Source organism: Pseudomonas sp. NY15356 (genome assembly GCF_048068175.1).
In the GTDB taxonomy this organism is placed as follows: Bacteria; Pseudomonadota; Gammaproteobacteria; order Pseudomonadales; family Pseudomonadaceae; genus Aquipseudomonas; species Aquipseudomonas putida_K.
Genome location: NZ_JBLUPW010000001.1, coordinates 1 through 12884 on the forward strand (window position 1 = coordinate 1; position 12884 = coordinate 12884).

The window sequence follows — 12884 nt, forward strand, 5'->3', positions numbered from 1 at the left end:
AAGCGTTTATTTTGAAGTTTTTCGTTCAACTTCAACCGCTTAACTCGCTGCGATCTCTCGTAGCGGGAGGCGAATCATACAGCGTTAAAACCTGCTGTCAACTGCCTTTTTCACCGCTGCCGATCTGTGAGACCGAAGCCTTCCGATACTACCTGAAGCGTTCAACTCATTGAATCTCAAGGAGTTTTGCGTTTCGACTGCGTCGGAAGTGGGGCGCATTATAGGCCCCTGAAACGGCACGTCAACCGTTATTTTCAAAAAACTTTAATATCGCCGAAAAACAAAACGGGGAGGCCTCACGGCCTCCCCGTCTCAATCAGCACTATTTAAAGACTAGGAAATGCAAACTGCGACGCCTCATGGCTCGCCCGCTGCGGCCAGCGCTGGGTAATGGCCTTGCGGCGGGTATAGAACCGCACCCCGTCCGGGCCATAGGCATGCAGGTCGCCAAACAACGAACGCTTCCAGCCACCGAAGCTGTGATAGGCCACCGGCACCGGCAGTGGAACGTTGACCCCCACCATGCCCACCTCGATCTCGTCGCAGAACAGGCGTGCTGCCTCACCGTCACGGGTGAAGATGCAGGTGCCGTTGCCGTACTCATGCTCGTTGATCAGGCGCATGGCATCTTCCAGGCTGTTCACACGCACCACGCACAGCACCGGGCCGAAGATCTCTTCTTTATAGATGCGCATTTGCGGCGTGACGTGGTCGAACAGGGTACCGCCAACGAAGTAGCCATCCTCATGACCGCTCACGCGCAGGCCACGACCGTCGACTACCAACTTGGCGCCGGCAGCCACACCGTCGTCGATATACCCCACCACCTTGTCACGGGCAGCCGCAGTCACCAGCGGACCCATGTCCAGGCCGCAGGAGGTACCAGCACCGATCTTCAGCGCCTTGATCTGCGGCTCCAGCTTGGCGATCAGTGCATCGGCCACCTGGTCACCCACGCACACCGCGACCGAAATAGCCATGCAGCGCTCGCCGCAAGAACCGTAGGCCGCCCCCATCAGTGCGCTGACGGCATTGTCCAGGTCGGCATCGGGCATCAGCACGGCATGGTTCTTCGCTCCGCCCAGCGCCTGCACACGCTTGCCGCGCTTGGTGCCTTCGGCATAGATGTATTCGGCGATCGGGGTCGACCCCACGAAGCTCAGGGCCTTGACTTCTGGTGCCTCGATCAGTGCATCGACCGCCTCCTTGTCGCCATGCACGACATTGAGGATGCCTTTGGGCAAGCCCGCTTCATGCAGCAGCTGGGCAATGAACAGGGTCGAGCTCGGGTCACGCTCGGATGGCTTGAGAATGAAGGCGTTGCCGCAGGCAATGGCCAGCGGGTACATCCACAGCGGCACCATCGCCGGGAAGTTGAACGGGGTGATGCCGGCGACGATGCCCAGCGGCTGGAAATCGGACCAGGCATCGATGTTCGGGCCAACGTTGCGGCTGTACTCGCCCTTGAGCAGTTCTGGGGCGGCGCAGGCGAACTCGACGTTCTCGATGCCGCGCTTGAGCTCACCGGCAGCGTCTTCCAGGGTCTTGCCGTGCTCTTCGCTGATCAGTTGCGAGATACGTGCTTCATTCTGCTCCAGCAGTTGCTTGAAGCGGAACATCACCTGGGCGCGCTTGGCCGGGGGCATGTTGCGCCAGGCCGGGAATGCAGCCTTGGCCGAATCGATGGCTTCCTGGACGGTGGCGCGGCTGGCCAGTTCGACCTTGCGGGTGCTCTCGCCTGTGGACGGGTTGAAGACATCGGCGGTGCGCTCGCCCTTGGAAACCAGCTCGCCGTTGATCAGGTGCTGAACGATGCTCATGCAATACTCCAGATAAAGAAGGTAGAGGCAGGCGCGTAGGAACGCGCCTGTCGTCAGAGTCGGAAAAGATCAGTCGATCTGGTTCAGGGCTTCACCCACCGCATCGAACAGGCGGTCCAGTTCCTGCGGCTGGGTGTTGAAGGTTGGGCCGAACTGCAAGGTGTCGCCACCGAAGCGGACATAGAAACCTGCCTTCCACAGCTTCATCGCCGCCTCGTAGGGACGCACGATGGCATCGCCGTCACGCGCAGCGATCTGGATGGCACCGGCCAGGCCATAGTTGCGGATGTCGATGACGTTCTTGGTGCCCTTGATGCCGTGCAGCACTTTCTCGAAGTGCGGTGCCAGCTCGGCGGCCGACTGCACCAGGTTTTCTTTCTGCAGAAGGTCCAGCGCGGCGATGCCGGCTGCACAGGCCACCGGATGGGCCGAATAGGTATAGCCGTGGGGGAATTCCACGGCGTATTCGGGTGTCGGCTGGTTCATGAAGGTCTGGTAGATCTCGCTGGTAGCGATCACCGCGCCCATGGGAATGGCACCGTTGGTGACCTGCTTGGCGATACACATCAGGTCCGGGGTCACGCCGAAGGCTTCGGAGCCGGTCATGGCGCCCATGCGGCCGAAGCCGGTGATCACTTCGTCGAAGATCAGCAGGATGTTGTGCTGGGTACAGATCTCGCGCAGGCGCTTGAGGTAGCCCTTGGGCGGTGGCAGCACACCCGCGGAGCCGGCCAGTGGCTCGACGATGACGGCCGCGATATTCGAGGCGTCATGCAGCTCGATCAACTTGAGCATCTCATCGGCCAGGGCGATACCGCCCTCTTCCGGCATCCCTTTGGTGAAAGCGTTGCCCGGCAGCAGGGTGTGAGGCAGGTGGTCGACGTCCAGCAACTGGCCGAACAGCTTGCGGTTGCCGTTGACACCGCCGAGGCTGGTGCCGGCGATGTTCACCCCGTGGTAGCCACGGGCGCGGCCGATGATCTTGGTCTTGGTCGCCTGGCCTTTCAGGCGCCAGTAGGCGCGTACCATCTTCAGCGCAGTGTCGCAGCACTCGGAGCCGGAGTTGGTGAAGAACACATGGTTCAGGTCACCCGGGGTCAGCTCGGTGATCTTCTCGGCCAGTTGGAAGGCCAGCGGGTGGCCGAACTGGAACGCCGGGGAATAGTCCAGCACGCCCACCTGGCGCGCCACCGCTTCGGAAATCTCCTTGCGAGTATGCCCGGCGCCGCAGGTCCACAGGCCCGACAAGGCGTCGAACACCTTGCGGCCCTTGTCGTCGTACAGGTAGCTGCCTTCGGCCGCCACGATCAGGCGTGGGTCGCGCTGGAAATTGCGGTTGGCGGTGTAGGGCATCCAGTGGGCGTCCAGCTTGAGCTGGCTGGCGATGCCAGTGGCGGCGGTTTCGGGCATGTTCATCGGCGGTTCCTCGGAAGACGATTAGGCAACGATGGATGTTGTTGCAGCTAAGGTGTCATGGGGATAACGTAAGAAAAACTCTGCTTTTCTAATCTTTGGATATGAGCCGGCTAAACTTAAGACCCTACTGCGGGAAACACCTTGCCAATCAATGAGCTGCCCGCAGGATGCGCGCTCGCAACCCCGCGATTGCATGGGATCGACTGTTTTATCCACAGGGTTAGGTTTTAAGGTTGCGCTCCTGTCCCCACTCCAACGAAGGCCCATCGTGAAACGCCCACAACCCCTCGCCCAGGTCAGCGACTTCGACATCCGCCTGCTGAAGATCTACCGCAGCGTGGTGGAATGCGGAGGCTTCTCGGCCGCCGAAAACGTGCTCGGCATCGGCCGCTCGGCCATCAGCCAGCAGATGAACGACCTGGAGCAGCGCCTGGGCCTGCGCCTGTGCCAACGTGGCCGGGCCGGTTTTTCGTTGACCGAGGAGGGCCGTGAGGTCTACCACTCGGCCCTGCAACTGCTCAGCGCCCTGGAAACCTTCCGCACCGAGGTCAACGGGCTGCACCAGCACCTGCGCGGTGAGCTGAACATCGGCCTGACCGACAACCTGGTCACCCTGCCGCACATGCGCATCACCCACGCTTTGGCCGAACTCAAGGACCGCGGCCCCGATGTGCGCATCCAGATCCGCATGATCGCCCCAAGCCAGGTCGAGCAGGGCGTGCTGGACGGCAGCCTGCATGTGGGCGTGGTGCCCCAGACCAGCCCGCTCTCGGGCCTGGAATACCAGCCCCTGTACAGCGAGCGTTCGCTGCTCTATTGCGCCGTCGGTCACCCGTTGTTCTACGCCGACGACCAACAGATCGACGACCAGCGCCTCAACAGCCAGGACGCGATCGCCCCGACCTTTCGCCTACCCGCCGACATCCAGGCGCACTACCAGGCCCTGCATTGCACGGCCAGCGCCTCGGACCGCGAGGGCATGGCGTTCCTCATCCTCACCGGGCGCTACATCGGCTACCTGCCCGACCACTACGCGTCCTTCTGGGTCCAACAGGGCCGCCTGCGCGCCTTGAAGCCGGCCGAGCGCTTCTATGACCTGAGCCTGAGCTGGGTGACGCGCAAGGGGCGCCGACCGAACCTGGTACTGGAAAGCTTCCTCGAAAGCCTGGCTGCGACACGCTGATGCCTATGCGTGCCGCCAATGCTTGTCACTTCGGCACAGGAAGGTAATCTTGTCCGACATCCGTTGCCACTGAACCGTACGGAACCGTCCATGACCCTCGAAGTCCCTGCGCATCTACCTTCCACCTCGGGCAAACCTGCCGGCCGTATTCGCCAGAAAAACGAACAGGCCATCATCCAGGCCGCCGAAGACGAGTTTGCCCGCCATGGTTTCAAGGGCACCAGCATGAACACCATCGCCCTGAAGGCCGGCTTGCCCAAGGCCAACCTGCATTACTACTTCACCAACAAGCTTGGCCTGTACATCGCCGTGCTGAGCAACATCATCGAGCTGTGGGACAGCACCTTCAACGCCCTGAGCGTCGAGGACGACCCGGCCCAGGCGCTGAGCCACTACATCCGCACCAAGATGGAGTTCTCCCGGCGTAACCCGCAGGCCTCGAGGATCTTCGCCATGGAGGTGATCAGCGGCGGTCAGTGCCTGAGCGAATACTTCAGTGCCGACTACCGCGACTGGTTCCGTGGCCGGGCGGCGGTATTCCAAGCCTGGATCGATGCTGGCAAGATGGACCCGGTCGACCCGGTGCACCTGATCTTCCTGCTGTGGGGCAGTACCCAGCACTATGCCGACTTCGCCACCCAGATCTGCCAGGTCACCGGCCGTAGCCGCCTGACCAAGCAAGATATGGAAGACGCCAGCAACAACCTTATCCACATCATTCTCAAAGGCTGTGGCATCACCCCGACAGCCTGACCCGGACCTATGCCTTCTACCCTGCTCGACCTCTGCGAATTCCACGAAGAAATCCGCAAGAGCCGCTTCATCACCCTCGCCGGCCCGATCAGCAGCCCGGCCGAGGCCATGAGCTTCATCGAACGCCACAGCGACCTGGCCGCCACCCATAACTGCTGGGCCTGGAAACTGGGTGCGCAGTACCGCAGCAGCGACGACGGTGAACCCGGCGGCACCGCTGGCCGGCCGATCCTCGCGGCCATCGAGGCCCAGGATTGCGATCAGGTGGTGGTGCTGGTGATCCGCTGGTATGGCGGCATCCAGCTGGGCACCGGCGGCCTGGCCCGCGCCTACGGCGGCGGTGCCAACAAGTGCCTGCAGCAGGCGCCCAAGCGGCTGTTGGTGCAGCGCAGCGAGTACCGCTGCAGCTGCAGCTTCAGTGAGTTGGCACTGCTCAAACTGCGCTTGGCGGATGTGGACGGCCTGGTGCTGGACGAACGGTTCACCGCCAATGGTGTGGATTTGCAGCTGGCCCTCGGCGACGCCCACCTCGAAGCGCTGCAGCAACAGTTGGCAGACCTCAGCCGTGGCCGGATCCGCCTGGAGCCCTGCGAAGGTTGAAGCCCTTCCAGATTGCTCACAACAACTGTGGGCCTGCCTGTGGATAAGCTTGGGGCATTCATGCCTAGGCCTTGAACTGCAAGGCCTGAACGGCATTGATCATATTTTGATCACATTTTCATGACAACCTCGCAAGCACCTGAATATCAGTAAGTTATCCCCAACTCCTGGTGCCATGACTCGCCTTCGGCATGGATTTCCACAGTAGAGGCTTGCTCACAGATAATGTGGAGTGTGCTGTGGATAACCCGTGAACCCTTGAGCGCAACGCCCGTATTCAAAGGACTTGGGCAGGATGGTCATTTTTTGATCAGCCTCGGCCAGGCAACCGGCCCACTCTTGGCGTATGCTCTGTACCCTGATATCGGATGTCCAAGGAGCCCGTCATGCCCAACGCTAGAACCGCCCTGATCATCGGAGCCTCCCGCGGGTTGGGCCTGGGCCTCGTGCAACGCCTGCACGAAGACGGCTGGGCCATCGTCGCCACCGTGCGCGACGCCCAGAAGGCCGATGCCCTGCGTGCGATCCCCGGCGTACGCGTGGAAACCCTGGAAATGAACGATGCCGGGCAACTCGATGCTCTGCAACAGCGCCTGCAAGGCGAAGTATTCGACCTGCTGTTCCTCAACGCCGGCGTCATGGGCCGCGAACCGCACGACCCGGAGACCGCCACCGAACAGGAAATCGGTGCACTGTTCATGACCAATGCGGTATCGCCGATTCGCGTGGCGCGTCGGCTGGTCGGGCAAGTGCGCGAAGGTTCCGGCGTGCTGGCATTCATGAGTTCGGCGCTGGGAAGCGTCGGCAACCCTACCAGCAACCACATCTGCTTCTACAAGGCCAGCAAGGCGGCCCTGAACTCGATGATCAACAGCTTCGTGGCCGAACTGGAACACCCCGGGCTTTCAGTGATCGCCATGCACCCCGGCTGGGTGCGCACCGACATGGGCAGCGACCAGGCCGATATCGATGTCTTCACCAGCACCCAAGGCATGCTCGAGCAGGTCAAGACGTACAGCGGCAAGCCTGGCCTGCATTTCATCAACTACCGGGGCGACCCGCTCACTTGGTGAATTGAAAGCCGCCTGGCGAGGCAGTAGACTGGACGCCTCGCCCCCGCGGCGGACCTGGATCAGCAGACAGGGCAACACTGAGCTGGCTAACCTGAACCCACTTTCAGAGGAGCCGGCACCATGCCTGCGACCCGCATCTGGTTGAAATCTCCCCTTGCCATCTTCACCGCCAACGGTGCCGACGCCCGTGGTGGCCTGGTCATCGAAGACGGCCGCATCACCCAACTGCTCGCCCTTGACGAAAGCCCCAGCACACCCTGCGACCAAGTCTTCGATGCCCGCGAGCACGTGGTGCTGCCCGGCCTGATCAACACCCACCACCATTTCTACCAGACCCTCACCCGCGCCTGGGCGCCGGTGGTCAACCAACCGCTGTTCCCCTGGCTCAAGACCCTCTACCCCGTCTGGGCGCGGCTCACCCCGGCCAAGCTGGAACTGGCCAGCCAAGTCGCCCTGGCGGAGCTGCTGCTGTCAGGCTGCACGACCGCAGCCGACCACCACTACCTGTTCCCGACCGGCCTGGACAACGCCATCGACGTGCAGGTCGAGGCCGTGCGCAAGCTGGGCATGCGCGCCATGCTGACCCGCGGTTCCATGAGCCTGGGCGAAGCTGATGGCGGCCTGCCGCCGCAGCAGACGGTGCAGGAGGGAGAGGTCATCCTCGCCGACAGCCAGCGGCTTATCCACAGCTACCACGAACGCGGCGACGGCGCCCGCATCCAGATCGCCCTGGCGCCCTGCTCGCCCTTCTCGGTCACCCCCGAGATCATGCGCGCCAGTGCCACCCTGGCCGAGGAGTTGGACGTACGCCTGCATACCCACCTGGCCGAGACCCTCGACGAAGAGGACTTCTGCCTGCAGCGTTTCGGCCTGCGCACGGTGGACTACCTGGACAGCGTGGGTTGGCTGGGCCCACGCACCTGGCTGGCCCATGGCATTCATTTCAACCCTGAGGAAATCACCCGCCTGGGGCAGGCCGGTACCGGTATCTGCCACTGCCCGAGCTCGAACATGCGCCTGGCGTCCGGCATCTGCCCGACGGTGGAACTGGAAACGGCAGGCGCGCCCGTGGGCCTCGGTGTCGACGGCTCGGCTTCCAACGATGCGTCGAACATGATCCTCGAGGCACGCCAGGCCCTGTACCTGCAGCGCCTGCGCTACGGCGCCGAGCAGATCACGCCTGAACGCGCCCTGGGCTGGGCCACCCGTGGTTCGGCACGCCTGCTGGGGCGCAGCGACATCGGTGAGCTGGCCGTCGGCAAGCAGGCCGACCTGGCCCTGTTCAAGCTCGACGAGCTGCGCTTCTCCGGCAGCCATGACCCACTTTCGGCCTTGCTGCTGTGCGGCGCCGACCGTGCCGACCGGGTCATGGTCGGTGGCCAGTGGCGTGTCATCGACGGGCAGATCGAAGGCCTGGACGTACAAGGCCTGATCGCCGATCACCGCCAGGCCGCGGCCCAGCTGATCGCGGGTTGACCTGAACCGGAAGGGGCTGCCCGGCAGCCCTTCTCCCCTGCATCCGGCCAGCCCCTGTAGAATGACGGCAACCGTACCTGACCGAGATTGCACCTATGTATGACTGGCTCAACGCCTTGCCCAAGGCTGAACTGCACATGCACCTGGAAGGCTCCCTGGAGCCCGAGCTGCTGTTCACCCTGGCCGAGCGCAACAAGATCGCCCTGCCCTGGGCGGACGTTGAAACCCTGCGCAGCGCCTACGCCTTCAACAACCTGCAGGAGTTTCTCGACCTCTACTACCAGGGCGCCGATGTCCTGCGTACCGAGCAGGACTTCTATGACCTGACCTGGGCCTACCTGCAGCGATGCAAAGCGCAGAACGTCATCCATACCGAACCCTTCTTCGACCCACAGACCCACACCGACCGGGGCATCCCCTTCGAGGTGGTACTCAACGGCATCCGCCAGGCCTTGAAGGATGGTCGCGAGCAACTGGGCATCGGCAGCGGGCTGATCCTGAGCTTCCTGCGCCATCTGAGCGAAGAAGAGGCGCAAAAGACCCTCGACCAGGCCCTGCCCTTCCGTGATGCCTTCATCGCTGTCGGCCTGGACAGTTCCGAAAAAGGCCATCCACCCAGCAAGTTCCAGCGCGTCTTCGACCGAGCCCGCAGCGAAGGCTTCCTGGCGGTAGCCCACGCTGGCGAGGAAGGCCCGCCCGAATACATCTGGGAGGCCATCGACCTGCTGAAGATCCAGCGTATCGACCATGGTGTGCGTGCTATCGAAGACGAACGCCTGATGCAACGCATCATCGACGAGCAGATCCCGCTGACCGTCTGCCCGCTCTCGAACACCAAGCTGTGCGTATTCGAGCACATGGGCCAGCACAACATCCTCGACATGCTCGAACGTGGCGTGAAGGTCACCGTCAATTCGGACGACCCGGCCTATTTCGGCGGCTATGTCACCGAGAACTTCCATGCCCTGCACACCCACCTGGGCATGACCCAGGACCAGGCCCGACGCCTGGCACAAAACAGCCTGGACGCCCGTCTGGTGCGCTGATCGCGCCCCGCCTTGCAGTCCGGTCTAGCCCACCTGCAAGGCCGGCGTGCGGGCGATACGGTTGATCTGCTGAATACCCATCGAGGAAATCTGCAAGGCCCGGGACGCTTCCTGTTCACGCAACCAACCGGATTGCATGAACAGCCTGAACAGTGCATTCCCCAGTTTGCCCCCCAGGTGCGGCCCCTGGTCGCTCCACTCGTTGCAATGGCAGATCGAGCAACCGTGTCGGTCCCCAGGGGCCAGCGCCTCGATGAACACGCCGATGGCAGCCAGTTGCGAGCGCCCCTCGGCAGTGACCCGCAGTTGCGCCTGGCTACCCTCCAGCCAACCGGCCACGATCAGGCGGTGGTAAAGCTCGGCGGCCAGCTCCCCACCGAGGTGGTCGCCACAACGTCTAGCCCTGCGCATGGACAAGGGGACCTGCAGTGGGGTTGCTTGGCCGCTGCGCTGGCCTCGACGCTCGAGCCGCACACTGGCCAAGGCCTCCACCGCCGCTCCGACTTCCGGTGTAGCCAGACGGAAGTAACGTTTTCGACCACGCGACTCCAGCCTCAGCAAGCCGGCCGAGGACAGCAATGATAGATGGGCACAGGCCGACGACGAGGTCAGCCCGGTCATCACGGCCAGCTCATCGGCCGGGCGAGGTATGCCATCGATCAACGCCCACAACATGGCGCTGCGCTTGGGGTCGGCCATCAGGCCGGCGATCTGGGCGATACTGCTGACTGCTTTCATTTCAACTCCCTGGATGATCACATCTGGTTCCGTGGCCAAACGGCGCAGCGGGTATCACCCTCGGGAATGGCGTAGGCGGATTTCGGGCGTTGGCGTTCGCGACAGGCGAGGCATTCCAGCCACGCTCGAAGGAGCCCTCATGTGCCATTCCCTGGCAGGGAAGTATCTCTCGCTGGCATTGGCCGCGACAGCCAGTATAAGGCGCTCCAGGCCGTGTGCCTGCGCATTGGTGCGCCCTTACAGGCCGCGACAGGCCGGGGGTGGGCGGCCCCTTGCCTCGGCAGTGAGCCCAGGGTTCGCCCCGCCGATATCGCCAGGGGCCTCGTCGCAACGAGGCTGCGAGGCCCCTGGATGGTCGCCGACAAGCGAAACGCCCAAGAACAATGCCGACACCGGCCTTCCTCAAATACGGCAGCCCAAAGCGAAGGTTTCGCCTTCGTGCACCATGGCTTGACCACAGGCCGACTCAGGCAGACAGAAGGTACGACCGTCAGTCTGGACAGCTGCGCCAGCACATGGCGCAGGCTGGGGGCAGCGCTAAACTTCAGCGGCTCCCACCCACCGGAGGAATGCCGCGATGAAGATTGTCGTCAGTACGTCGAACCGCAATCCCAACTGCCCCTGGCAGGTCCGGCTCGACCAACATGTGGTGAGTTTTCGCAGCGAAGCGGAGGCACGGCTGTTCGTCGCCACGCTGGAGAGCCGCCTGCAGGCTCCCCACACCCTTACACCGGGCGCCTGGCCTGCAAACGCCGAGTCAACATTGCCACACTGACCACCAGTGCACCGCACAGGCTGATCACCAGGGCCATGGGCACTGCACTACCGTCGTGCAACACGCCCACCAGCGCCGCTGCGCCCGCCGCGACACTGAACTGCAGGCAACCCATCAATGCCGAGGCGCTCCCGGCGCGAGCGCCCTGCCCACTCATGGCGCAAGCCGAGGCGTTGGGGATGATGCAGCCCAGGCTTGCGATGCACACGAACAGCGGCAGCAGCAGCGGCCACAGCTGTGCGGGGTGTAGCGCCGCCACGGCCAACATCACCAGTGCCGCCGCCAGGTACATCCACACCGCCCGTGCCAGCAGGAAGGCTGGGCCACGCTTGGCCAGCAGGCGCGCATTGACCTGGGCCATGAGAATGAAGCCGGCGGCGTTGGTACCGAACAGCCAGCCATAGTGTTCGGCCGGCACGCCATACAGCTTGATGAACACGAAGGGCGAACCGGCGATGTAGGCGAACATGCCCGCGATGGCGACGCCGCCGGTCAACGCATGGCCCAGGAAGACCCGGTCACCCAGCAAGCGCAGGTACTGGCGCAGGGCACCGGATAACGGTTGGCGCGGCATACCTGCCGGCAGGCTCTCGGGCAACCCCAGGCTCACGGCCAGCAGGCAGGCCGCGCTGAACAGGCTCAGGGCCAGGAAGATCGATTGCCAGCCCGCCAGGTTGACCAACACCCCACCCAGCATCGGCGCCAGGATCGGCGCGAGCCCCATCACCAGCATCAGCTGCGAGAACACCTTGGCCGACGCCACCGCATCGCACTTGTCGCTGACGATCGCGCGCGACAGGACCATCCCGGCACAGCCGCCCAACGCCTGCACGAAGCGCGCGAGGATCAGCGTGTCGAGATTGGGTGCATAGGCGCAGGCCAGCGAGGCCAGGGTGAAAAGTGTGATGCCGAACAGCAGGGGCTTGCGCCGGCCGAAACGATCGGCCACCGGGCCATAGGCCAGTTGGCCCAGGGACAGGCCGAGGAAATAGGCGGCCAGGGTGGTCTGGACGTGTTTTTCGTCCGTGGCGAAGGCGTGCGCCATGGCAGGGAAGGCAGGCAGGTAGAAGTCGATCGCCAAGGGCCCGAACGCACTGAGGGCGCCCAGGATCAACACAATTCGCAGGTTCATCGGGAATCCATAGCAGGCTAAGCAAGTAGGTAAGTCTACCTGCACCGGACCGCGTCAGGATGAAAACCTTTGTAACGATTACCCGCCCAAGCGCTGGCGCCGCCCTTGGACCAGCGCCAGCCCGCCCCGTCAGGCCACCTCGGCCTGGTAGCCCTCGTCACGAATCGCTGCCAGGATCTGCTCGGCCGCCAGGCGGCTGTGCACCCTTACCTGCTTGGCGGCCAGGTCGACATCCACCTGGGCAGCGCCGTCCTGTTCCTGCACCGCGCGGGTCACTGCCTTGACGCAGTGGCCGCAGGTCATGCCTTGAACGTTGAATACATGCATCGGTCTTTCTCCATTCAGGGGGATTGCCTGCAGTTTCAAGCTTACCATCATGGCAAGGTCAAGTATTGGCGGAATCGGCCGGGGTGGAAATCTGTGCGCCGCTCGGCCAAGCTGCGCCTTTGACGATCTGGCAAGCAGGAGATTCTTCATGTTCAGGGCAGCATTGGGCCTGGTTGGGCTGCTGGGCGCGCTGGCCGCGGTACCACCGGCCAACGCCGAGGGCAACTCGGACTACAGCGTGCTGATCATTTCCCGGGAACGCCTGGAAGTCGCCACCAGCTGCGAAATCGGTATCTACCTCAACGACCAGCTTTCCGGTCGCCTGTTCCAGGAGCAAACGACCTCCTTCAACCTGCCACCCGGGCCGGTGGACGTACGCCTGCGCTTGCTGCCCGGCCAGATGCCCGGCTGCGCGCCAGGCATCGAGGACCAACGCAGCACCCGCCTGACCCTGCAAGCCGGGCAAATCAGCAAGTACCGCATCGCCATGGGCCATGCTGGCCTCCAGCTCAAGCGCGCCGGCCTCGGCTATTGACCTTACCCAC

At 63.4% G+C, this 12884-nt stretch carries 13 protein-coding genes; 8 read left to right on the forward strand and 5 right to left on the reverse strand.

Annotation, left to right across the window (positions count from 1 at the left end; translation table 11 throughout):
- Positions 1–326: 326 nt before the first annotated feature.
- The gene (locus ACNFCI_RS00005) at positions 327–1820 is read right to left on the reverse strand and encodes a CoA-acylating methylmalonate-semialdehyde dehydrogenase (protein ID WP_084858705.1); all 1494 of its coding nucleotides are present in this window, start codon (positions 1818–1820) and stop codon (positions 327–329) included.
- 69 nt (positions 1821–1889) lie between these two features.
- Entirely contained in the window at positions 1890–3236 is a 1347-nt protein-coding gene (locus tag ACNFCI_RS00010; protein WP_368829883.1) for an aspartate aminotransferase family protein, read from the reverse strand.
- A 265-nt stretch (positions 3237–3501) separates the two neighbouring features.
- On the opposite strand from ACNFCI_RS00010, the gene ACNFCI_RS00015 reads away from it, so the two are divergent.
- From ACNFCI_RS00015 to ACNFCI_RS00040, 6 genes are all read left to right on the forward strand, one after another.
- The gene (locus tag ACNFCI_RS00015; RefSeq protein ID WP_084858781.1) at positions 3502–4419 is read left to right on the forward strand and encodes a LysR family transcriptional regulator; all 918 of its coding nucleotides are present in this window, start codon (positions 3502–3504) and stop codon (positions 4417–4419) included.
- Positions 4420–4509: 90 nt separating this feature from the next.
- The gene (locus ACNFCI_RS00020) at positions 4510–5172 is read left to right on the forward strand and encodes a TetR/AcrR family transcriptional regulator (RefSeq protein ID WP_084858707.1); all 663 of its coding nucleotides are present in this window, start codon (positions 4510–4512) and stop codon (positions 5170–5172) included.
- Positions 5173–5181: 9 nt separating this feature from the next.
- The gene (locus ACNFCI_RS00025) at positions 5182–5772 is read left to right on the forward strand and encodes a YigZ family protein (protein ID WP_368829884.1); all 591 of its coding nucleotides are present in this window, start codon (positions 5182–5184) and stop codon (positions 5770–5772) included.
- Between the two features lie 386 nt (positions 5773–6158).
- A complete protein-coding gene (locus tag ACNFCI_RS00030; RefSeq protein WP_084858709.1) occupies positions 6159–6845 on the forward strand; it encodes an SDR family oxidoreductase in 687 nt (228 codons plus the stop codon).
- A gap of 120 nt (positions 6846–6965) precedes the next feature.
- Positions 6966–8321, forward strand: a complete 1356-nt coding sequence (locus ACNFCI_RS00035) for an 8-oxoguanine deaminase (protein WP_084858710.1) — start codon at positions 6966–6968, stop codon at positions 8319–8321.
- Positions 8322–8416: 95 nt separating this feature from the next.
- Positions 8417–9367 carry an adenosine deaminase gene (locus ACNFCI_RS00040; protein ID WP_084858711.1) on the forward strand — a complete coding sequence of 317 codons (951 nt, stop codon included), beginning with the start codon at positions 8417–8419 and terminating at the stop codon, positions 9365–9367.
- Positions 9368–9391: 24 nt separating this feature from the next.
- On the opposite strand, the gene ACNFCI_RS00045 is transcribed toward ACNFCI_RS00040, so the two are convergent.
- Positions 9392–10105 (reverse strand): ArsR/SmtB family transcription factor, encoded by a 714-nt coding sequence (locus tag ACNFCI_RS00045; RefSeq protein ID WP_084858712.1) that lies wholly within the window; start codon positions 10103–10105, stop codon positions 9392–9394.
- 577 nt (positions 10106–10682) lie between these two features.
- Between ACNFCI_RS00045 and ACNFCI_RS00050 the strand changes: the two genes are divergently transcribed.
- A complete protein-coding gene (locus tag ACNFCI_RS00050) occupies positions 10683–10880 on the forward strand; it encodes a hypothetical protein (protein ID WP_084858713.1) in 198 nt (65 codons plus the stop codon).
- On the opposite strand, the gene ACNFCI_RS00055 is transcribed toward ACNFCI_RS00050, so the two are convergent.
- The gene (locus ACNFCI_RS00055) at positions 10831–12012 is read right to left on the reverse strand and encodes a multidrug effflux MFS transporter (RefSeq protein WP_084858714.1); all 1182 of its coding nucleotides are present in this window, start codon (positions 12010–12012) and stop codon (positions 10831–10833) included. The genes ACNFCI_RS00050 and ACNFCI_RS00055 overlap by 50 nt on opposite strands.
- 129 nt (positions 12013–12141) lie before the next feature.
- Positions 12142–12339, reverse strand: a complete 198-nt coding sequence (locus ACNFCI_RS00060) for a heavy-metal-associated domain-containing protein (protein ID WP_084858715.1) — start codon at positions 12337–12339, stop codon at positions 12142–12144.
- A gap of 148 nt (positions 12340–12487) precedes the next feature.
- Here ACNFCI_RS00060 and ACNFCI_RS00065 point away from each other — a divergent pair, with 148 nt between their 5' ends.
- Positions 12488–12874, forward strand: a complete 387-nt coding sequence (locus ACNFCI_RS00065) for a hypothetical protein (protein WP_084858716.1) — start codon at positions 12488–12490, stop codon at positions 12872–12874.
- The last annotated feature ends 10 nt before the right edge of the window (positions 12875–12884 follow it).